This window comes from Flavobacterium sp. HNIBRBA15423 (assembly GCF_052655965.1).
Genome location: NZ_CP199751.1, coordinates 3,767,885 through 3,790,775, shown reverse-complemented (window position 1 = coordinate 3,790,775; position 22,891 = coordinate 3,767,885). Strand labels below are relative to the sequence as shown.

Here is a 22,891-nt window from a genome sequence, read left to right as displayed (position 1 = left end):
TTTTAGAGATAATGCAAATAAGGTATATTTGTCTAACAACTATACTTTAAAAAACACAGAGTAATGAAAAATTATATTTTTAAAGGAAGCTTGGGCTTCCTTTTTTTAGTTTCAATCCTTAATTCTTGTAAGTCAGGAGAAAATGTAGTAAAAGAAAAGAACCAAACTGTTGGAATCAATACAAGCTACATGGATAAAACAGTTGATCCAGCTGATGATTTTTTTCGATTCGTAAATGGACAATGGTTAGATAAAACTAAAATTCCTGCTGATAGAACTAGATGGGGTAGTTTTGATGAACTTCGCGAAAAAACGGATGAAGATGTGATGATTATTTTGAAAGAGGCTTTAAAAGATAAAACAATTGATCCAAATTCAGATCAAGGGAAAGCTTTAAGTCTTTATAAATCCATTTTAGATACAGAAACTAGAAACAAACAAGGAATTTCTCCTTTAAAACCCTATTTAGATAAAATAGATAAAGTAAAGAACGCACAAGAAATGGTTGCTTTAATAACTCAAGTAGAACCAGAAATAGGATTGGGTTTCTTTGGAAGTTATATAGGTACAGATGCTAAAAACAGTTCAAGAAATGTGGTTTATATTGGTACTGGAAGTTTAGGATTGCCAGATAGAGATTATTATGTGTCTGATGCTGCTGATAACAAAGAGAAAAGAGAGAAATATCTTCTTCATGTTGCAAAAATGCTACAATTTATAGGTAATGATGAAGCTACTGCAAAAGTAAATGCGGAGAAAATTCTAGCATTAGAAACTAAAATGTCAGAATCTACTTTTGATAGAGTAGAAAGAAGAGATAGAAGAAAAAGTTACAATCCAATGACTGTGGCTGAGTTAGAAAAAATCACCCCAACAGTAAAATGGAATGAATACTTAGAAGGAGTTGGTATAGGGATAATAGACTCCTTAATTGTTTCGCAACCAAAATACATGGCAACCTTAGAAACTATTTTTAAAGAAAATAAACTCGAAGATTGGAAAGCTTACATGAAATGGACTTTATTAAGAGGAGCTTCGGATTTATTAACAACAGAAATAGAAGATGCTAATTGGGAATTTTATGGAAAAACTTTAACTGGAGCTGTTAAACAAAGACCTGCTGAAGAAAGAGCTTTGCAAGTTGTTAATAGAAGATTAGGAGAAGCATTAGGGAAATTATATGTAGCTAAAAAATTTCCACCAGAAGCAAAAGCAAAAGCACAGGCTATGATTGCTAATGTGTTTAAAGCTTTTGAAAATAGAATTGATAACTTACCTTGGATGACAAAAGAAACTAAGGAAAATGCAAAATTAAAATTAAAAAAGTCAAGAGTTAAAATTGGTTATCCAGATGTGTGGGAAGATTATTCAAAATTAATAATTACTGCTCCTAAAGATGGAGGTACTTATTTTGAAAACTCAAGGCAATATGCTATTTGGAGACATAAAGATAATTTAGAAAAATTAGGAAAGCCAGTTGATAAAGAAGAATGGGGAATGTCACCACAAACAGTAAATGCTTATTTCAATCCATCAAATAACGAAATTGTTTTTCCAGCAGCTATTTTGCAACCACCATTTTATGATTACAGAGCAGATGAAGCAGTAAATTATGGAGGAATTGGAGCTGTTATTGGTCATGAAATCTCTCACGGATTTGACGATTCAGGTTCAAGATATAATGCAGAGGGTAATCTTATAAACTGGTGGAGCGATGAAGACTTAAAGCAATTTACAACATTAGGAACAGCTTTAGCAGATCAATACTCAGCGTTGCAACCATTACCAGGTATTTATGTAGATGGTAAGTTTACATTAGGGGAAAATATTGGAGATTTAGGTGGTGTAAATGCAGCTTATGATGGTTTACAAATCTATTTAAAAGAAAATGGTAATCCTGGATTAATCGATGGTTTTACACCAGAACAACGTTTCTTTATTTCTTGGTCAACAATATGGAGAAGTAAAATGCGTGATGAAGCCATAAAAAGTCAAGTAAAAACAGATCCACACTCACCAGGAATGTATAGAGCCTATGTGCCTTTACAAAATGTAGATGCTTTCTATCAAGCTTTTGGTGTAAAAGAAGGTGATGGCATGTATATTGCTCCTGAAAATAGAGTTAAAATTTGGTAATCAAATAAATAGTACATTATTTAAATCCCAAGTGTAAGCTTGGGATTTTTCATAGTTTCTTTATTGCTTTATTTACCAAAAATAACCCAGTAAGGGTAATAAATCCACCAATAGCTATCGAAATGGTAAAAGGTTCATTAAATAAAAGATAACCAAAAAACAAAGCTACCATTGGATTAATATATGCATACAAACTACTCACTTCTTTAGGCAAGTTTTCCAAAGCATAAATAAAAGCGATAAAAGTTAACACTGAACCAAAAACCACTAAATAAGCAATGGACCACCATGAAATAGCTGGAATTTCAGATAAAGGAATAGTTTCACCTGTAGTTTGAATCACACTAAAAATAGCTATACAGGAAATTAACATTTGCAACCCTAAACTAAAATACGGATTGAAATTAGTTCTGTTTTCTCTTATATAAATAGAAGATAATGCCCAAGTAAAAGTAGCAATTATTGAAAGCAGTATTCCAAAGCGAAATTCAGGTTCTAAAAAATCGTTAAGATAATCGTAGAAGATAACACAAATTCCAGAGAAGCAAATAACCAAACCTAAAACAGCTTTCCATGAAATTCTTTCACCTCTAAAAAAACTGATAATAACAATCCAAAGTGGAAAAATAGAACCAATAATTGCTCCTAAACCACTAGAAATATATTTCACACCCCAAGTACTTAAACCATTACTCAACATAAAATTTAAAATACTTAATACTAAGATATTTCTCCATTGTCTTTGTGTAGGCCAAGGTGCTTTTTTGTATAAGAAATAAACTAAATAGAATATACCTCCAAAAAATTGACGTAAAACAACCAATTGCATGGCTGGCATGTATTTTACACCTTCTTTGGAAGCAATCCAAGTTGTACCCCAAAAAAAACTAATCCAACAAAGCGCTAAAAAAGGTAATCCAATAGCACTCTTTTTTTGCTTAATATATTCATGAAAAACACTAAAATAGGCCATTTTTATATCTCTTTTTTAAAAGTATAAGATAATACAGTTTCAATTTTAGTGCTTAAGATAATTTTACCTTTTGATTCTGTATTTTTCGCAAAGATAGGTAAAGCCAAATTCATATTTTTTGCTTTTTTGTGATAATATTCTACTCTTTTTGGATGTTGAGGTGAAACGGCATTAAACACTATATTGTCATGCTGAACTTGTTTCAGCATCTCATCATTCTCTTTATTATCAGACTGAACCTGTCGAAGTCCTTTTTCAATAATTGCTGTAATTATTCCAATACAATCTTCCTGATGAATAAAATTAATAGGACTATCAGGATTTTCGACATTTTCTTTTCCAGCGAGGTATTTTATAGGATGTCTGTCTTCTCCAATTAACCCTCCAAAACGGATAATTATGGTTTCAAAATTTGGGTTACCCAATAATAATTGCTCTACTTCAACTAATTGTCTACCACTTTCAGTATCAGGATTTGTGGGTGTTTCTTCTGTTATTTCTTTAATAGGAAATATATCGCTATAAACAGAAATCGAACTCACGAAAAGCACTTTTTTAATTTGAGATTTTTCTATTTGGGTAACCAAAGTTTTTATTTTATCCACAAATGAAATAGAAATGTCTCTCCTCAACCTAGGAGGAATATCAATAATTAAAATTTCAGAATCGTTTAAAAAATCTTTACTATTTCCTTCTATTTTGTTTTCAAATAGAGAAAGTAAAAACGGTTGAATTTTGTTTTTTTTTAATAAAGCAAGTTTATTTTCCGAAGTGGTTGACCCTTTAACTGAAAAACCGTTTTCAATTAATGTTTTGGCTAATGGTAAACCTAACCAACCACAACCTAGTATGGAGATTTTTTTATTCATCTTCATTTTCAAATTCTAATATTGGTATTGGTAAATTATTGAAATCTATAGTTGATAGTAATTCTAATTGCTTAGCTTCAACCGTATTAAAATCTAAAATTTGATTTGGAAAATATTCTATTGTTAAATCATCAACTCCTTTTTCTCTACCAATAATCCGACAAGCTTTAAGATATCCTTCTCTTGAATAGGAAAGAAGTTGCATATATTGAGAAAGTAATGGGTTTTTTGGGAGCTCTATTGAAATTAAATAATTTTCGTTTTCAGTTATTTTTTTTGCAATAGTATTTGCAATATCATTACAAAAAATGGGATTGTTGTTTAAAAAAAATTCATTTTTATTTGTTAAATGTAAAGTAATAAGATTTTCATAGTTAGGTTTAAAAGAATTATTTTCAAATAGACCTACAGAATGTTCTTGGTAGATTTCTTTTTTCAAGTTTATTTCTTTTGGATATGCAGCAAAAGCGACCTGATAATTAGAATTTCTATTTATTATTTTTAGTATTTTATCAAGTTTTTTCATAGGAACATTTTCGTCTATATTTAACTGAATAAAAGAATTAAAACTACTTGAATGACTATAAAAATAATCATCTTTAAGATTTTTGATAAGGGCAATCGAATCGAGTACTTTATTGTTATAAATAATTTTTAAATCTTTAGTTATAAAAAACTCCTTTTCTTTATGTCTTAACGAAAGTGATTCTATAAAATGGACTTTTGGTAATTGGATATTTTCTTTTATATAAGGATTTTGAGCATGTTGTTCCTTAAAATATTTTTCAAAATCAACCAGATTAATATTGGTAAAACCAAAAGCTAAAACGGAAATTAATAGAAAAGAACCCATTAAGTATTTGAAATAATTGCGAATGGTTAAACCTAACCCTTGCCAAGATTGTAAAAATAAAGTAAGTAGAATTAATACTAACAAATAAGGATATTCTTTATAAAAACTAAAATATTCATAAAAAACAGGTGCATAATTTACTTTTTGTCCAAAACCAACCATGTTTAAAAAACTATACATTGTAGCGAATCGGAAAAACCATAATAAGAAAAACCATATCCATATATTTTGGTTATGGACTATTTTTTTTCGTTTGAATTGAATGCGTTTTTCTCCAAATTTCTTATTGGTATCAAAAACTATTTTTAGAAAATAACTTTGTCCAATAATTAAAGCCAAAAAAGCGTAGAATAAATTATAAAAAAGGAGTTCGTTTTCAGAAAATTCCAAATAATTGAAATGATCACTAAAAGTAAGTAAACGAAGCAAATCTCTACCAAAGATAAAAAATTGGTACAATGAAAAACTAAGCAAAACACTTATGATAAAACCTGTCCAAAAGCGAAATTTTGAAATGGGTATGGGTTCATTAAATTGAATTCGTTTAGTTAAATTTTTTATTCCCATTTAGAATGTTCGATATAAGTATTGGTTGCAATATCATGCTCGTAATATTTTTTGTATTTGAAACCTGCTTTTACTAAGGAAATCGAGTCGGGATAAATATTGGCAGCTAATACAATACGGTTTTCTTCAGGATTTTCTTCATTATATTTAATTTTATAGAATTTCTTTAAATCACTTTTATATAAATCTTTCCCAGATGTCTTACTAACATATCTAATCTCATTGTTGTAGAAATAGTAAATTAAACCTTTTGTTTTACCAGTAGTTTCAAAACGGCTTGCGAAGGCAATCGTTGTTTTATTAAAAGTTGTGTTTTCTTTATTGTTTGCCTTATATAGAGCAAATGTAAATATGCAAAATAAAATACCTATTGCAAAAATGGAGGAAATGCTTATTTTCTTTTCTCTTTTCTCTTTCATCTTTTTTCTAACAATCTAACTATCCTTCTTAACCAACACAAAACCATCATTTTCAATAGCCATATAGCCTTGATCGTATAAAAAATAATAAGTATTTCCTGTTTTGGTTTGATAAATGGAAGTGAAAAATTCAAAATCGAAACCTTTGCTTACCAGTTTAGTTTTTGTAGTCTTAGTTTTATCTTCTGGATTTAATTCACAAAGAATGCGATAATTTTTACGCAATTTGTTGTTAATGTTACGCATTAAATTATTTTGATCTTTGTTCATTTTGTTGTTATATGCATTACGACAACCATCAGAACAGAATTTTTTATCTTCTCTTCCTATAATTTTTTCATTACATTCTAAACACAATTTTGCCATAATTAAAACTTATTTTCATGTAGTAAAGCTTGCTTAATATGTGCCAAATGATGTTTGCAATGCCAAGCGTAAAGACCAGCTACACTTTTTAGTGTAAATGCTTTTTTAGTTTCTGGATGATAATAGGTTTTCTCCCAATCTTCTTCATCCATATTAATTAAAACTAAATGCCATTTGTGATGCAATCCTTTTAAAATTAATAAAGAATAGGAAATATCATCATCAGTTCCATCAATTAACTCGGCCCATAAATCTTCTGCGTAGGGTTTTATTGTTGGGTTTTCTTCTGTGAGTGCCAGCTTAAATCGAATAAAAGCATTCATGTGACTGTCCGTACAATGATGCACTACTTGTTTAATATTCCAACCATAAGGACGATATTTCCATTGTAATTTTTCTTTGGATAGTTCATTGGTAACAGCCACTACATATTCAGGAAAATGTTGGATTTCAGAAATCCATGAATGTAAAATGTCGTCTGTTATTACTTCAGGACAGTTGAATTGTCCAACTGGGTATTTTAGTTGTTCTAGTTCCATGTTAATTTGTTAGTTTTCCATCTTTATAAGTATTCTCAAATTCATCACCATTTTCTTTTAAGCAATATTCTGTACCATTTTTTCTACCATTATAAAAATTACATTTATACTTTAAAATACCATTTTCAAACTCTTCAACTAATGTTTTTTCTTCATTTTCATTGTAATGAGTAAACCATTTATATGTGTGATCTAATGAGTATTTTATTTTTGTCTTTATTCTTCTTGTAGGATAATAAAATCTAGTTTCTGAAATAATTTTCTTTTTTCCATTGAAATAGACATTACCTTTTTCCATAATTCCTTCTATGAAAAACACTTCTAAAACTAAATGATTTTTATGTTTATATTTTTCAGCTATTCCAGTAAAGAGTTTCCTATTATTTGATTTAAAGGTTAAATTGTTTTCAGTATAAATTTCGTCAAATTTTAAAATGTCTTGACTGAATAAATTAGTAGAAGCTATAAGCAATATTAAATAAACTTTACTCATCCTACTTCTTAAAATTAAAAATTACTTCTTTTTTAGAGTCTTCAAAATAAGCATACAAATTCACTTCATTATCTGAAACTTTTTCAAAAGTAAAGTTGTCAAAATACATTCTATTACTTTCTTTTTTGATGAATCTAAAATCCTCTGATTGGTCTTTTTCTTCCCAACCTTTTAAATTGGCATCAAAATGTTTGATTTGATATAAAAGCGTTTTGTCTTTTTCTATAATATGACCAATTTCATAAAAAACCACTTTTCCATCAACCACTAATTTGAAATCGAACATCATAGAATTTCCTAAAGGATTACTCCAGTTTTCTTGAAATGTTCCTCCAAAAGCTTCTCCTTTCCAATTTCCAACTAACCAAGAAATATCATTAAGAGTTGCTTTTTCAGAACCTTTTTCATCATTATAATGTAAAGTATTTTGGGCAAAGCATAATGAAGAAGTCAATACAAATGCTAAAAGAAGTTTTTTCATTATTTCATTTTTTTAAGTTGGTACAAATCATGTCTTCTGTCTTTCATGGTATTTACGCTACCATGTTCATGTAATTCTTTCAATAAATCCATATCAACATCTACAATTAAAGTCATTTCTGTATTTGGAGTTGCTTCTGCTTTAATTCCATTACTAGGAAAAGCAAAATCGGAAGGAGTAAAAACGGCTGCTTGTGCATACTGGATGTCCATATTATTTACCTTAGGTAAATTACCTACACAGCCGGCTACAGCAACATAACATTCATTTTCAATAGCACGAGCTTGTGCACAATTTTTTACACGAGTATAACCATTTTGAGTATCTGTTAAGAAAGGTACAAATAAAATATTCATACCTTCATCAGCCATTAAGCGTGATAATTCTGGGAATTCCACATCATAACAAATCATAATTCCTATTTTGCCGCAATCGGTATCAAAAGTTTGTATAGTATCTCCACCTGTAATTCCCCAATGAAAAACTTCATTTGGTGTAATATGTATTTTACGATACATTTCGTTTGTTCCATCTCGTTTGCATAAAAAACCAACATTATAAACATGTTCATTTTCTATAAAAGGCATGCTTCCAGTAATAATATTGATGTTGTAAGAAATAGCAAACTCTTGAAATTTAAGTTTAACTGCTTCTGTATGGCGGGCTAATTCTCTAATGGCTTCTGCTTCAGATAAATGGTTATAATCAGCCATTAAAGGAGCTGTAAAAAATTCTGGAAACAAAGCAAAATCACTACTATAACCAGAAACTGCATCAATAAAAAATTCAGCTTGTTCAAATAAGGCTTCTAAATTGTTTAAGGAGCGCATCTGCCATTGGATTAATCCAAGTCGTACAACACTTTTTTCGGTATTGATTAATTTTGGGCTATCATCATAATAGATATTATTCCATTCTAATAAAACAGCATATTCTTGTGATTCCGTATCACCTTCTAAATAATTTTTAAGAACACGAACTTCATGAAAATCATTGCTTAATTGAAAAGATAAAACAGGATCATATATTTCTTTTTTCTTTACTTTTTCAATATAGACTTTTGGAGTAATTTCATCTTTGAATTTCCCATAGTTCGGAATTCTTCCTGCAAAAATGATAGATTTTAGATTTAATTGTTCACATAATTCTTTTCTAACATCATATAAACGTCTGCCTAATCGAAGACCACGATACTGAGGGTTGATAAATACATCAATTCCATATAAAACTTCTCCTTTAGGATTATGAGATTTAAAAGTATAATTAGAAGTTATAGCTTTGTAAGTTCTTGTTTTAAAAGCAAAATCTTCAGTTACTAATAAGGATAATGCAGAGCCAACTACTACTCCATCAACAACAATTACTAATTGTCCTTCTGGAAACTTATCTAGTAGAATTTCTATATGACTTTCTTTCCAAAATGAATCTACCATTTCTGGATAAGATTCAATCATAGATTTTTTTAATTCTTTATAATCTTCAATTTGTAAATTACGTAATTCTATAGATTTAATATGTGCTGGCATATAGATGTTTGATTTTTACCAAATGTAGCAAAAAATAATTCCACTTACAAACGTTTACAAGTAGGACTAGAATCTTATAACTTTCTATTGAAATCTTATAATTTTTTTTAGAATTCTTTTCTTACTTTTATAGTTAAATCGAAATTAGTATGACTTTAGAAATAGGTATTGTAATTGTAATATTAATTATTGCTTTCATCCTATTTGTGAGCGAGAAATTCACAGTAGATAAAACGGCATTTTTTATTTTAATTAGTTTACTTGTTTTTGGAATTGTAACTCCTGAAGAATCGATTTCTGGTTTTTCAGATAATTCAGTATTAACGATTCTTTGCTTAATGATTATTGCTATTGGATTAGAAAAAAATGGTGTAGTTGCTTTGATGGCTCAAAAAATAGTTCCAATAATGAATTGGCCTTTTTGGATTTTTTTGCCATTGCTAATGATTACTGTTGGTGTTTTTTCTTCTTTTATTGCAACAACAGCTGTAGTTATAATCTTTATTAAATTAATAAATGAATTAGACAAACTTGGAAAAATTGACAAAACAAAAGTGTTATTGCCTATTTCTTTTGCAGGAATTTTAGGAGGAAGTTGTACCCTTATGGGAACAAGTACTAATTTAATTGTTTCAGGAATATCAAACAAAAGTGGAATAGGAAAATTTTCCTTTTTTGAGTTTTCCCTAGCGGGTGTTGTTTTTCTTCTTATTGCTATTCCTATAGTTTTTCTCTTGTCTAAACTTTTTTTACCAGAACAACAAAAAGAAGAAGAAATTCATCTAGCAGATAAGTTTAATTATATTACTTCTGTAAAAATTAGAGAAGGTTCTAAATTAATTGGAAAAAAGCCTTATGAGACAGAAATTCGAAATGAAAATGGTATTCGGTTAATAAAAATACAAAGAGGAAAACGCTATTTAAGAACAGATTTAAAATCAGAAATTTTACAGGAAAATGATATTCTTTGGCTCGATTTAACAATTGAAGATTTAACATCAAAATCTGAAAGTCTTGGTCTAAATATTCTTGGAGTTGATCAAAATTTAATTGAAGACCAATATACTAACGAATATCATGAAGTAATTATTTTGCCAAATTCTAGATATGTAAATATGACTGTAAAAGAGTTTAATGAAAAATTACCAGAAAATATTTCAGTAAAAGCAGTAACCAGTGAAAAAGCATATGAGAAATATCCAAATATGATTACTAAATTTTTCTCGAAAAAGTTTATAAATCCAGGAAATAGAGTTTTGTTAACAGGTAATTTAAGTGAAATACAGAAAATTGCCAATTCAGATAATTTACTTTTTGCTAATTCAGTATTGACTACTCCTAATATTCCAAACTATAAAAAGTTAATTTCTTTTTTAGCTATTTTAGTTGTCATTATTCTTTCGGCAACTAATACTTTTTCTATTTTAAAAAGTGCATTAATTGGTGTTGCTCTGTGTCTGTTTTCGGGATGTATTCAATTAAAAGATGCTTATTCAGGAATAAATTGGCAAATTATTTTTCTGCTTGCCGGAATGATTCCTTTGGGAATTGCTATGAAAAATACAGGAACAGATGATTTTATCGGTGGTCATTTGTATTCATTCTTAAAAACAGTACCTACATCTGCAGTAATTGCCATTGTATTTGCCTTTAGTTTATTAATGAGTGGTTTTATTTCTAATAATGCTACAGCTATAATTTTTGCACCTATTGTTATTGTTGTTGCACAAAAGATGAATTTAAATCCAAAGCCATTATTATATGCAGTTATGTTTGGAGCTAATTTTAGTTTTTATACACCAATGGGTTATCAAACAAATGCCATTATTTATGGTATGGGAATTTATAGATTTAAACACTTTTTGATTATAGGAGGTATTTTGTCATTAATTCTATTAGTAATTGCCTCTATTATTTTACCAATACTATATACTTAATATTCAGATATTTATTCATTTTCAAACGATTACAAACACTTACAAACGAAAGTAAGTAGATAATTACCGAATACTTTTTGAAACATATCTAATCTTTGCACTGTCGAAATGAAACGGTTACAATTGCATTCTCAAAAATCAATTTAAAAGTTTTATTAGACAAAAATAATTCATATAAACCATTTAAAATTTTACACGCCATGAAAAACAGAGTACAATTAATCGGACACGTAGGTCAAGAACCAGAAATCAAAACATTAGATGCTGGAAAAAAATTAGCCAATTTATCAATCGCTACAAATGAAGTTTATTACAAAGATAACGGAGATAAAGTAGAGAAAACAGAATGGCACAGAGTTACTGCATGGGGAAAAACGGCAGAAATTATTGAAAAATATGTTACTAAAGGAAAAGAAATAGGAATTGAAGGCAAATTAACAAACAGAAGTTACGATGACAAAGATGGTGTTAAACGTTATATCACAGAAATTGTTGCCAATGAAGTTTTGCTTTTAGGAAAATAATTTTTTGAAAGAGGTAATTAAAACAGAAGTTTTGTTAATTAGAACATTTTTTGATTACCTCTTTTTTAATTTAATCTTTTAGTAAATATGAATATTAGAGTTTTCAATATACGATTGAGCAAAGAGTTTTGTATAATAGATCAAAACCGTATGAATGAATTTTTAGATTCTGTAGAAGTAAAGTTAACTTCAACTAATTTTGTTACTACAGGAACCACAGATTATTGGTCAGCAGTGGTTTTTTATGAACCTAAAAATCAATTTCAAAATGATTTAAAAGACAAACTGAGTTTTGAAGATTTATCCACTCTTGAAAAGGAAATTTTTTTAGCATTAAAGCAATGGAGAAATGATTATGCTTCAAAATTAGGTTGGTCAGCTTTTAGAATTTGTCATAATTCACATTTAATGGCGATTGCTAAATCAAAACCAGAAACGGTAGAAGACTTGGTTCAATTGAAAAGCTTTGGAGAAAAAAGAACTGAAAAATATGGTGATGAAATTATAAGCGTGTTGAATGCTTTTTAGAAAAAATTTTTAGCAACTCTATAAGTGTTGGCATGTGCTTCGATAATAGTTTTTATAGTTGGAGAATAACCACCACCCATAGAAACTTGAATAGGAATTTGAAATTTATCACAAAGTCCAAAAACAATTTCGTCTCTTTTTTTGCAACCCTCAATGGTACAGGAAAGTTTACCTAATTTATCACTCTCTAAGATGTCAACTCCAGCTAAATAAAAGATAAAATCAGGTTTTTGTTCTTCAATGAGTTTTGGGATAACTTCTGAAATTGTTTTTAAAAATTCATTATCAGTTGTTCCATCAGCGAAGGCAATATCAAGATCAGAAACCTCTTTTTTGAAAGGATAATTAGTTTTACCATGAGTAGAGAAAGTAAATACTTTTGAATTGTTTTGAAAAATTTCAGCTGTTCCATTCCCTTGATGCACATCTAAATCTACAATTAGGATTTTCTTGGCTAAGTTGTTATCTAATAAAAATTGAGCACTAATTGCTTGATCGTTTAGTAAACAAAAAGCTTCACCACTATTAGTGTAAGCATGATGCGTTCCTCCTGCGATATTAAAAGATATCTTAGTTTCAAAAGATTTTATTGCACCATCAATTGTTCCTTGTGCGATACGTAATTCTCGTTCAACTAATGCTGCCGAAAGAGGGAAACCAATTTTTCTCGCGGCTTTAGGTTCTAATGTGAGTTTTAATAAGCTGTCAACATATTCTTTAGAATGAATTGCCAATACGTGTTGTAAATCACAAATTATAGGTTCAAAAAAATCGATTTCTGTTGCAGTTCCTTCATGTAATAATTGTTGAGGTAACAATTCATACTTTATCATGGGAAAACGATGTCCTTCTGGCAAAGGATGTTTGTATATAGAATGATAAGCTATTGGAAACATAAATTAGTAATCAAAACCATCTGTAAATTTACTAAGTATAATTTCATTGGTATTTTTATCATAATAACTCAAGATATAGAAATCTTTATAAGGGAAATAATGTTCATATTTTACATTTCTGTTTTCTGTAATGAATTGAGCAATTTTATCAACAAAAAGCGGTTCAGTTGTATTGTCTATTTGTTTAAAATTAGAGTTGAAACGTACATCGAAAAACACATTTTGATTAATGAAATTTCCTCCTAAAAAATCAGAATCAAATCCAGTACCAGTTGCAATAGATGATAAACCTAATCCAACACCTAAAAGGATGTCTCTATTTCGTATAATTTCTTTTGAAGCACCAAAAGTAGCAATATAACTTCCATTTAAGTTATATAAAGAGGCACCTATATCTCCATAGAATATTCTTTTTATAAATTTCTTACTATTCTTAATTGTTCTTGGAGAATTATTTCCTGTTTGAGTAAGAAATTTGGTGTTAATTGGTAAAGGTTGGTTTTCGCTAATTTGATATTCTTGAACAAGATTTTTATTTGAATAATCTAGAATTTGTATATCAAATGCTTCTTTATTTAATTCTAATAGAACTAAATAATTTTCAAATAATAGCGAATTAGTTTGCTGTATGTCTGGTATATTATTTTGATTAAAAACGGATTCTTTTATTTCATAAGATTTCAGATTAATTTCAAAAATTTGTGTTTTTCTAGTTGTATTATCTAAAGTGATTACTAAAGTATCATTTCGCAAATAGTATTTTATAGGATTAGTTCCTATAACATACGAATTAAATCCTTTAGTGTCAATTTTAGTAATTCCGAATTGATGAAGTAATTCTAATAAAGTTGCTTTTTTCAGATTTTGATTATCAATTGTAAATTTTGAAAAATCGAGTTCATTTGTAGTTACTTTGTGACCTTGAATAGAAATTAACTGAAGAGATTTTGACTCTTTTTTTTCAGTAAGAAAATATAGAATTCCCTTTTCTGAAAAATCAGCAAAAACGGTTTGATTTTTTAAATTGACGTTATATTGAATTGTTTTTGTAGTATGAGAATTAAAATCAAATTCAATGCCTATAAATTTTTCTAAGTCCTCAGTTGCCCAATAACACACAGGATTATTGCTTTCAGTAAATCCTGAACCCATTATATAACGAAAGTTAAAAGGTTTTTTGACAGATAAACTATCTGAAAAGAAAACAGCATTATTAAATTTTATGCCAGTAAATTTTTCTTTATCAGAAGCAAAAGAAAAGATTTCAGCTGTTTCTGGATTGACTTGTGTAATTAGTTGATGAAAATCACTACTTCTTTTTAATTCTACAGAAACATCAGCTAATTTTATTTGGCCAAAAAAAGAAAAACTCAAAAAAAGATAACACAAAAGAAAGTTTTTTCTCATAAATAAAATTTTAAACCAAATATAAATCAAAACGCATTATTGTTCAGTTAAAAGTATGATAAAAGTTTAATATACAGTGAAATGTTAAAAAATTATATTTATATGTAATACTAAAAAAGGGTTTTCAAATTTCGGAAAAAATCAAAAATACTATTCTCAATTTCAATTGGTAATATTAGATTCTTTTTCAATTTTTAACTAGTCTGCAAAAGAGGTAAAATTTCAGTAATAGATGTGATTGATTTAAAATTTTCATGTTCAATTTCAAAATCAATTTTTTCATATTCCCAAGTTGTATGATAAGGCACATGAATGCCATAACCACCAATATTTAGAATAGGTAATACATCTGATTTTAAGGAATTTCCAATCATTAAGAAATCTTGAGCATTAATTTCTAAACGGCCAAGCATTTTAGTATAATCTAATTCTGTTTTATCACTTAATACTTCAATATGGTGAAAATAATGACCAATTCCTGAATCATGTAATTTTCTATGTTGGTCTTTTAAATCTCCTTTTGTAGCAACAATTAGTTTGTATTTTCCTTTTAGTTCTTGTAATATTGTTTCTACATTTGGCAATAATTCAACTGGTTTTTGTAATAAATCTTTACCAATAGTCAGGATTTTTTCAATCCCTTTTCCAGTAATAGTATGGTTGGTGATTTTTAAAGCAGTTTCAACCATAGACAGTGTAAAAGCTTTAATTCCAAAACCATAAAGCGGTAAGTTTTTAACCTGATGATTTAATATTAAACCTAAAATTTCTTGACTAGAAGCATAATCTTGAAAAAGTTCGCAAAAACGCGCTTGTGCTTCATCAAAATAAGGTTCGTTATGCCAAAGTGTGTCATCAGCGTCGAAGGCTATTGTTTTTATATTTTTCATACTAACTAATCAAAGCTCCATTTATAACGCCTTCACCATCAGGATTTACAAATACTAATTTTCCTTCAGCATTATTGGTCATTAAAATCATTCCAGCACTTTCTACACCACGTAAAGCTCTTGGTGCTAAGTTTACTAAAACGGTTACTCGTTTCCCAATAACTTCTTCAGGCGAAAAATGTTCTGCAATTCCAGAAACGATAGTTCTTACATCAATTCCAGTATCTACTTTTAAAACTAAAAGTTTATTTGCTTTTGGCATTTTTTCAGCTTCTAGAATTGTACCTACACGTATATCCAATTTTGAAAAATCGTCAAATGTTGCTATTTCTTTTTGAGGTTCTGCTTTTGCATTCTCCATTTTGTTAGCTGTTTTAGTCGCTTCTAATTTATCTAATTGTCTTTGAATTTCGACATCATCTATTTGTGCAAATAAAATTTCAGCTTGACCAATTTCATGTCCTGCTGGAATTAGATTAGTTCTTTTAGAAATGTCATTCCAGTTTATATTGGAATCATTTTGTTTTAATATACTCTTTAATTTAGTAGAGGTAAAAGGTAAAAAAGGTTCACATAAGATACTTAATGCTGAGGCAATTTGCAACGCTATATACATTTGTGTTTTTACTCTTTCTGGGTTTTCTTTTACCATTTTCCATGGTTCTTCGTCTGCCAAATATTTATTTCCTAAACGAGCTACATTCATTACTTCACCTAAAGCTTCCCTAAAACGAAAACGTTCAATCGAACTAGAAATAACTGCTGGATAAGCTTTTAATTCAGTTAAGGTTTGTTCATCAACTGCTGTAAATTCATTTGGTGTTGGAATTATACCTTTGTAATATTTATTGGTTAAAACCACCACACGATTAATAAAGTTACCAAAAACAGCTGCTAATTCGTTATTATTTCTTGCTTGAAAATCTTTCCAAGTAAAGTCATTGTCTTTCGTTTCTGGAGCATTTGCTGTTAAAGCATAACGCAATGCATCTTGCTTATCTGGAAAATCTTGTAAATATTCGTGCAACCAAACCGCCCAATTTTTTGAAGTAGATAATTTATTTCCTTCTAAATTCAAAAATTCGTTTGCAGGAACATTATCTGGCAAAATATAACTTCCTTCCGCTTTTAACATCACTGGAAAAATAATACAATGAAATACAATATTATCTTTACCAATGAAGTGAACTAGTTTAGTTTCTTCATCTTTCCAATAAGGTTCCCAATCTTTTCCTTCTCTTGTAGCCCACTCTTTTGTGGCAGAAATATATCCAATTGGTGCATCAAACCAAACATATAATTTTTTTCCATCTGCACCAGCAACAGGAACATCAATTCCCCAATCTAAATCACGAGTTACAGCTCTTGGTTCTAAACCACCATCAACCCAAGATTTCACTTGTCCGTAAACATTCGATTTCCAGTCATTTTTATGTCCTTCTAAAACCCATTCTTTTAGAAATGAATCATATTCATTTAGAGGTAAAAACCAATGTTTTGTTGATTTTAAAATGGGAGTGTCTCCTGTAATAGTCGATTTTGGATTAATTAAATCGGTTGCATTTAAAGATGAACCACATCGTTCGCATTGATCTCCATAAGCTTCAGGATTCTCACATTTCGGACAAGTTCCAGTTACAAAACGATCTGCTAGAAACTGATCCGCTTTTGCATCGTATAATTGTTCAGTAGTTTGCTCAATGAATTTATCTTCACTATGTAATTTTTTAAAAAATTCTTGAGCAGTGTCATGATGAATTTTTGAAGATGTTCTTGAATAATTATCAAATGTAATTCCAAAATCTATAAAAGATTGACGAATAATACCATCATATTTATCAATTACTTCTTGCGGAGTTATGCCTTCTTTCTTAGCTTTCATAGAAATAGCTACACCATGTTCATCGCTTCCACAAACAAAAACAACATCTTTTCCTTGTAAACGTAAATATCTTGCATAAATATCACTTGGAACATAAACACCTGCTAAGTGTCCTATGTGGATTGGACCATTAGTATAAGGTAAAGCTGCAGTGATGGTATATCTTTTCGGACTTTCTAACATAATTTAATTGTATTTTAGATTCTGATATTCATTCAGAAAAACATGCAAAAATAATTCTTTAGGAATGATTTGACGAATTTTTATATCTTATTTATGTACTTTTGGGATAAACTTTTACAATTTATGAAGTTTAATTATATTGTAATACTAATTTTTTTATCATTATACTCACATTCTCAACAAAAAATGAAAATTCCACCTTATCTTAAAAAAGGCGACACAGTTGCTATTATTTGTACCGCTAGAAAATTTATGCCAGAAGAAGCTAAACCTGCGATTGAATTATTAGAATCTTGGGGTTTAAAAGCAAAATTAGGTAGAACGATTGGATTAGATAGTTGTCAATTAGGAGGAACTGATACAGAACGTGCTGCTGATTTGCAAAACATGATGGATGATGATGATATAAAAGCAATTTGGTGTGCACGAGGTGGTTATGGTACTGTTCGTATTATTGACTTGTTAGATTTTACAAAATTTAAACAAAAGCCTAAATGGATTATGGGGTTTAGTGATGTGACAGTTTTACATAGTCATTTGAATACTTTGAACATTGCTTCTCTGCATTCAATTATGCCTTTTACTGTTCCAAGAGCTCCAGAAGAAGTAAAGGAAACATTCAAAAACGCTTTGTTTGGTAAAAAATTAGAATATATCATTTCTTCAAAAACTTATGATATTCTAGGTAATGCCAAAGGAGAATTAGTTGGTGGAAATATTTCTATATTATATAGTTTATTAGGTTCCAAATCATCGATTAATACAAGTGGTAAAATACTTTTTATTGAAGATTTAGACGAATATTTATACCATATTGATCGAATGATGTATAATTTAAAAAGAAATGGATATTTCGAAAAAGTATCAGGAATTATTGTTGGAAGTATGCATGATATGCATGATAACGAAATTCCTTTTGGACAAAATGAAGTTCAAATTATTACAGCTATAGCTAAAGAGTATAATATTCCTGTTGCTTTTGAATTTTGTGCAGGTCATCAAAAAGATAATCGTACTTTAATTTTAGGTAGCCAAGTAGAATTTGAAGTTAACGAGAAAGAAATCAAATTAGTTTTTAAAAACTAATCCTTTTTTACTATTTACTAACCACTTGAATAAATGGCCGAACATAATGAATTAGGGAAATTAGGAGAAGAAAAAGCTGTTGTATTTCTTCAAGAAAAAGGATATGATATTTTGGAGACTAATTGGGTTTTTGATAAAGCCGAAATCGATATTATTGCTCAAAAAGACAATGTTTTAGCTGTTATAGAAGTCAAAACCCGTTCTAGTATCGATTTTGGGTTGCCTCAAGATTTTGTAAAGCCAAAAAAAATCCAATTATTAGTAAAAGCAATTAATGAATATGTTATTTCTAATGATTTAGAAGTTGAGGTTCGATTTGACATTATTGCTATTCATAAAGAAAAATCAAAATTTGTTATAGAACATATTGAAGAAGCTTTTTATTATTTTTAAGTTATAAATATAACATTTTGTGTTTTTTGCTATATTTGTAAAAAATAAAGCATAATGAAAACTATTTCTTCAGTTGTAGAACAGTATATTAAATCAAAACCATTTCTTTTAAATTCCTTATCACAAGGAATAATTAACCTTACTTCCTTATCTAGAGTAATGATGCCTTATCTTGAAAAAGAACTAGGAAAAGATGTTAAGCAAGGAGCTGTAGTTATGTCATTAAAAAGACTTTCAGAAGAACTAGATTTTAAAATTAATCATAAAATTTCTAGAGTTTTAAAAAACACAGGAGAAATAACGGTTCGTTCTTCTTTAACTGATTATGCTTTTACTATTTCCGAAACACTTTTAGATAACCAAGCAAAATTATTATCTGAAATTAATAAAGAATCAGATGTTTTTTATACTTCATCAAGAGGTGTTAATGAATCTAATATTATTATCAGTACATCAGCTTCATATTTAGTAGCAGATTTATTGAAAACAGAAAAAATAACACATAAAATTGAAAACTTATCTTCAATTACAGTAAAATTACCTCAGGAAAATGTATCCGTTCCAGGTGTTTATTATTATATTTTTCAAAGATTAGCATGGGAAGGAATAATTATTCATGAAGTGATTTCTACGACTAATGAGTTTACAATTATTGTTAGTGATAATCAAATTGATATTGCTTTCAAAGCTATTAAAGATTTAAAAAGCATTCAGGATTAGCGTAAAAAAACGGTTGTTTTTTTTTACATCAAAAAAAGAAATGTATTTTTACCATTCTTTATACTAAAAAGAGAAATTTGTAGTTAAAGAATTAAAGCGTTTTATCTTGAAAAACAATATACTTAAATACTCATTTACAGTTGGTTTTCTTTTCTTTCTAATAGCATGCTCTGTTAAGAAAGATAAGTTTATCAATAGAAATTTTCATGCAGTTACAACAGAATATAATATTTTATATAATGGTAACTTAGCTTTAGATGCAGGTAAGGCTGATTTAGTTTTGACATATAAAGATAATTTTTGGGAAATATTACCTGTCGAAAGGATGCCAGTACAAGAAGAGGATATGATGCCAGGAGAAGCTAAAAACCCAAACTTTGAAAGAGCAGAAGAAAAGGCTGTAAAGGCTATCCAGAAGCATTCAATGAATATAAAAGGGAAAGAGAAAAACCCTCAAATGGATGAAGCCTACCTTTTACTAGGGAAAGCACGTTATTATGACAATCGTTTTTTACCTTCTTTAGAAGCATTGAATTATATTCTTTATAAATATCCAAATAGCGATAAAATTTATCATGCTAAAGTTTGGAGAGAAAAAGTTAATATTCGTTTAGAAAATGAAGAAACAGCAATAAAAAATCTCAAAAAATTACTGGAAGACGAAAAAATTGAAGATCAAGATTTAGCAGATGCCAATGCAATATTAACGGAAGCTTATATGAATATAGGTGCAAATGATAGTGCTATTGCTACAATTAAAATTGCAAAAGAGACTACAAAAAATAAAGAGCAAAAAGCTAGATATTCCTTCATTTTAGGACAATTATATGAGTCTTTGGAATATAATGACAGTGCTTATGTTGCTTTCCAAGAGGTGATTGATATGAATAGAAGATCACCAAGAAGGTACGTTATACAAGCTCATGCAAGGCAAGCGGCTCAATTTGATTACAAGAATGGAGATACACTACTGTTTACTGAAAAATTCAATAAATTAATTGAAGATAGAGAAAACAGACCTTTTTTAGATGTTTTGTATCATCAGATGGGTGTTTTTTATGACAAACAAGAAATAGATTCAACTGCAAAAAAATGGTATAATAAATCTTTAAGAGCATCTTCTCAAGATAGATATTTAATGGCTTCTAATTATAGAAACATTGGAGAAATGTATTTTAAAAATGCCGAATATAAAGTGGCAGGTCAGTATTATGATAGTACTTTAATCCAACTTGATAATAGAACAAGAGAGTACAGAAAAATTAAAAAGAAAAGAGATAATTTAGAAGATGTAATTAAATACGAAACTATTGCACATGAAAATGATAGTATTCTTTCTATTGTAGCAATGGGTGAGAATGATAGGAAAAATTATTACGAAGAACATATTAAAAAAATAAAAGCAGTAGATGAACTAAAAGCAAAGATTGAAGCTGAAAAAGCTGAATTAGAAGCTATAAAGCAAGAAAATCAATCAATATCAACTGCTAAAAATTTAAATTCGGGGAATTTACCTCCAGGAATTTTTCCACCAAATGATAAAGAAGAGCAAAGTACATTTTATTTTTATAACCCTGTGACAGTTGCTTATGGAAAAAAAGACTTTCAAAGTAAATGGGGAAATCGAGAATTAAGAGAAAATTGGAAATTATCTGAAACTAAAAACAATTCTTCTAATACTAATGAAAATGAAGAAGAAGAGAATGCTACTGCAAGCAACGATTCCTTAAACACAATTGTTAATAAACCAGAATATGATGTTTCTTTTTATCTTTCAAAATTACCTACAAAACAGTCTGAAATAGACTCTTTGGCTAGAGATAGAAATTTTGCCTACTATCAATTAGGAACTATTTATAAAGAAAAATTTAAAGAATATGAATTAGCTGCAAATAGGTTAGAGCAATTACTTAAAAATAATCCTGAAGAAAGATTAATACTTCCAGCTAAATATAATTTGTATAAAATATACGAAATTATCAGCCCAAACAAAGCACAAAGTTTTAAAGATCAAATTATCACTCAATATCCAGAAAGTAGATATGCACAAATACTCAAAAATCCTTCTTTAAATGTTGATGATGATGATTCTAGACCAGAGGTGGTTTTTAATAAGCTTTATAAAAGATATACAGAAAATCAATTAAGAGAAGTTTTTAGTGAAGTTCAAGAAAGGATTGAACAATATTTTGGAGAAGAGTCATTACCAAAATTTGAAATGTTAAAAGCAAATGTAATAGGAAGACTTAAAGGTCTTGAAGAATATAAAAAAGCATTAAATTATGTTTCTTTAACATATCCAAATACAGATGAAGGGAAAGAAGCAGAAGAATTACTACAAAATCATATTCCTAAGTTGGAATTATTAGACTTTGGAACCAATGAATCAGATTCTTGGAAATTAGTTTTTCCTAAAAAAACTACAGAAGAGCAAGAAAGTGCTAAAAAATTAATTGAAAAAATTGATAAGTATTTAGAATCAAGAAGAAATGATGATTTAAAGCGTTCAGTAGATATTTATACAATAGATGAAGATTTCATTGTTATCCATGGTTTTATTACAGAAGAAGTAGCCAAAGCCACTTTAAGTGTATTACAGGAGTATAAAGATTATAAAATTAAAGATAAAGTATATGTTATTTCTTCTAATGACTATAAAATAATACAAGTAAAGAAGAAACTTCAAGAATGGATTAAATAAAGACAACATAATAAATAACCCCCAAAGTCTACAAAACTATGTTTGATAAAAATAAAAAGCCAGAAAATAACCCATTAGGAAAAACGAACCGAATAGTACAAGGAACTATAATAAGAGGAGATATTGAAACTAAAGAAGATTTTAGATTAGACGGTACTCTAATAGGAAATTATACATCAGGTGGAAAATTAGTAATTGGAACATCAGGTGAAGTTCAAGGTGACATTAAATGTAAGAATGTTGATGTTGAAGGAAAATACACAGGAAAGCTAGAAGTAGACGAATTATTAACAGTGAAATCTACAGCACATATAAAAGGCGATGTTGTTGTAGGAAGACTTTCTGTTGAGTCTGGAGCAATTTTTGAAGCCACATGTTCAATGAAATCTCAACAAAAAAGTACAATTGAGACTGTAAAAGGAGATAAGAAGTAGTGCTTTCAATGTTATAAAACGACAAAAACCCCTTTTTTAAAGGGGTTTTTGTCGTTTTATAACATTGTTTTTAAAAAAATAATGCAGT

At 28.8% G+C, this 22,891-nt stretch carries 22 protein-coding genes; 9 read left to right on the top strand and 13 right to left on the bottom strand.

Annotated features, from left to right (window positions below; genetic code table 11):
- Positions 1 to 63: 63 nt before the first annotated feature.
- The gene (locus tag ACULEV_RS16900; RefSeq protein WP_445456219.1) at positions 64 to 2,136 is read left to right on the top strand and encodes a M13 family metallopeptidase; all 2,073 of its coding nucleotides are present in this window, start codon (positions 64 to 66) and stop codon (positions 2,134 to 2,136) included.
- 49 nt (positions 2,137 to 2,185) lie between these two features.
- Here ACULEV_RS16900 and ACULEV_RS16895 read toward each other — a convergent pair whose 3' ends face one another.
- Genes ACULEV_RS16895 through ACULEV_RS16855 form a run of 9 tightly spaced genes read right to left on the bottom strand, consistent with a single transcriptional unit; the run spans position 2,186 to position 9,222 of the window.
- Complete coding sequence (locus ACULEV_RS16895) at positions 2,186 to 3,109, bottom strand: DMT family transporter (protein WP_445456218.1); 924 nt, start codon at positions 3,107 to 3,109, stop codon at positions 2,186 to 2,188.
- Between the two features lie 2 nt (positions 3,110 to 3,111).
- On the bottom strand, positions 3,112 to 3,978 hold the full coding sequence (locus ACULEV_RS16890; protein WP_445456217.1) for an SDR family NAD(P)-dependent oxidoreductase: 867 nt from the start codon (positions 3,976 to 3,978) through the stop codon (positions 3,112 to 3,114).
- Entirely contained in the window at positions 3,971 to 5,398 is a 1,428-nt protein-coding gene (locus ACULEV_RS16885; RefSeq protein WP_445456216.1) for a hypothetical protein, read from the bottom strand. Before ACULEV_RS16885 ends, ACULEV_RS16890 begins: the two co-directional genes overlap by 8 nt.
- The gene (locus tag ACULEV_RS16880) at positions 5,389 to 5,817 is read right to left on the bottom strand and encodes a hypothetical protein (RefSeq protein WP_445456215.1); all 429 of its coding nucleotides are present in this window, start codon (positions 5,815 to 5,817) and stop codon (positions 5,389 to 5,391) included. Before ACULEV_RS16880 ends, ACULEV_RS16885 begins: the two co-directional genes overlap by 10 nt.
- A 15-nt stretch (positions 5,818 to 5,832) precedes the next feature.
- Entirely contained in the window at positions 5,833 to 6,183 is a 351-nt protein-coding gene (locus ACULEV_RS16875) for a hypothetical protein (protein ID WP_445456214.1), read from the bottom strand.
- A 2-nt stretch (positions 6,184 to 6,185) separates the two neighbouring features.
- Positions 6,186 to 6,722 carry a YfiT family bacillithiol transferase gene (locus ACULEV_RS16870; RefSeq protein WP_445456213.1) on the bottom strand — a complete coding sequence of 179 codons (537 nt, stop codon included), beginning with the start codon at positions 6,720 to 6,722 and terminating at the stop codon, positions 6,186 to 6,188.
- Position 6,723: 1 nt separating this feature from the next.
- Positions 6,724 to 7,215, bottom strand: coding sequence for a hypothetical protein (locus ACULEV_RS16865; RefSeq protein ID WP_445456212.1), 492 nt, complete (start codon positions 7,213 to 7,215; stop codon positions 6,724 to 6,726).
- A gap of 1 nt (position 7,216) precedes the next feature.
- The gene (locus ACULEV_RS16860; RefSeq protein ID WP_445456211.1) at positions 7,217 to 7,696 is read right to left on the bottom strand and encodes a DUF6265 family protein; all 480 of its coding nucleotides are present in this window, start codon (positions 7,694 to 7,696) and stop codon (positions 7,217 to 7,219) included.
- Positions 7,696 to 9,222 carry a carbon-nitrogen hydrolase family protein gene (locus tag ACULEV_RS16855; protein WP_445456210.1) on the bottom strand — a complete coding sequence of 509 codons (1,527 nt, stop codon included), beginning with the start codon at positions 9,220 to 9,222 and terminating at the stop codon, positions 7,696 to 7,698. The genes ACULEV_RS16860 and ACULEV_RS16855 overlap by 1 nt, the downstream gene beginning before the upstream one ends.
- Before the next feature lie 149 nt (positions 9,223 to 9,371).
- On the opposite strand from ACULEV_RS16855, the gene ACULEV_RS16850 reads away from it, so the two are divergent.
- The 3 genes from ACULEV_RS16850 (at position 9,372) to ACULEV_RS16840 (ending at position 12,211) form a co-directional block, all read left to right on the top strand.
- Complete coding sequence (locus tag ACULEV_RS16850; protein WP_445456209.1) at positions 9,372 to 11,159, top strand: SLC13 family permease; 1,788 nt, start codon at positions 9,372 to 9,374, stop codon at positions 11,157 to 11,159.
- Between the two features lie 200 nt (positions 11,160 to 11,359).
- Positions 11,360 to 11,683 carry a single-stranded DNA-binding protein gene (locus ACULEV_RS16845; RefSeq protein WP_445456208.1) on the top strand — a complete coding sequence of 108 codons (324 nt, stop codon included), beginning with the start codon at positions 11,360 to 11,362 and terminating at the stop codon, positions 11,681 to 11,683.
- 150 nt (positions 11,684 to 11,833) lie between these two features.
- On the top strand, positions 11,834 to 12,211 hold the full coding sequence (locus ACULEV_RS16840) for an HRDC domain-containing protein (protein WP_445456207.1): 378 nt from the start codon (positions 11,834 to 11,836) through the stop codon (positions 12,209 to 12,211).
- On the opposite strand, the gene ACULEV_RS16835 is transcribed toward ACULEV_RS16840, so the two are convergent.
- From ACULEV_RS16835 to metG, 4 genes are all read right to left on the bottom strand, one after another.
- Positions 12,208 to 13,107, bottom strand: a complete 900-nt coding sequence (locus tag ACULEV_RS16835) for a histone deacetylase family protein (RefSeq protein WP_445456206.1) — start codon at positions 13,105 to 13,107, stop codon at positions 12,208 to 12,210. The two genes, ACULEV_RS16840 and ACULEV_RS16835, sit on opposite strands and share 4 nt — an antisense overlap.
- Before the next feature lie 3 nt (positions 13,108 to 13,110).
- The gene (locus tag ACULEV_RS16830; RefSeq protein WP_445456205.1) at positions 13,111 to 14,514 is read right to left on the bottom strand and encodes a hypothetical protein; all 1,404 of its coding nucleotides are present in this window, start codon (positions 14,512 to 14,514) and stop codon (positions 13,111 to 13,113) included.
- A 194-nt stretch (positions 14,515 to 14,708) separates the two neighbouring features.
- Entirely contained in the window at positions 14,709 to 15,404 is a 696-nt protein-coding gene (locus ACULEV_RS16825) for an HAD family hydrolase (RefSeq protein WP_445456204.1), read from the bottom strand.
- Position 15,405: 1 nt separating this feature from the next.
- Positions 15,406 to 17,469, bottom strand: coding sequence for a methionine--tRNA ligase (gene metG / locus ACULEV_RS16820; RefSeq protein ID WP_445456203.1), 2,064 nt, complete (start codon positions 17,467 to 17,469; stop codon positions 15,406 to 15,408).
- 186 nt (positions 17,470 to 17,655) lie between these two features.
- Between metG and ACULEV_RS16815 the strand changes: the two genes are divergently transcribed.
- The 5 genes from ACULEV_RS16815 (at position 17,656) to ACULEV_RS16795 (ending at position 22,803) form a co-directional block, all read left to right on the top strand.
- Entirely contained in the window at positions 17,656 to 18,555 is a 900-nt protein-coding gene (locus tag ACULEV_RS16815) for a S66 peptidase family protein (protein ID WP_445456202.1), read from the top strand.
- Between the two features lie 33 nt (positions 18,556 to 18,588).
- Complete coding sequence (locus tag ACULEV_RS16810; protein ID WP_445456201.1) at positions 18,589 to 18,948, top strand: YraN family protein; 360 nt, start codon at positions 18,589 to 18,591, stop codon at positions 18,946 to 18,948.
- 54 nt (positions 18,949 to 19,002) lie between these two features.
- Positions 19,003 to 19,668 (top strand): aspartate kinase, encoded by a 666-nt coding sequence (locus tag ACULEV_RS16805; protein ID WP_445456200.1) that lies wholly within the window; start codon positions 19,003 to 19,005, stop codon positions 19,666 to 19,668.
- Between the two features lie 106 nt (positions 19,669 to 19,774).
- Positions 19,775 to 22,369 (top strand): type IX secretion system periplasmic lipoprotein PorW/SprE, encoded by a 2,595-nt coding sequence (gene porW, locus ACULEV_RS16800; RefSeq protein WP_445456199.1) that lies wholly within the window; start codon positions 19,775 to 19,777, stop codon positions 22,367 to 22,369.
- Positions 22,370 to 22,407: 38 nt separating this feature from the next.
- Positions 22,408 to 22,803 (top strand): bactofilin family protein, encoded by a 396-nt coding sequence (locus ACULEV_RS16795; protein ID WP_445456198.1) that lies wholly within the window; start codon positions 22,408 to 22,410, stop codon positions 22,801 to 22,803.
- Positions 22,804 to 22,891: the final 88 nt, after the last annotated feature.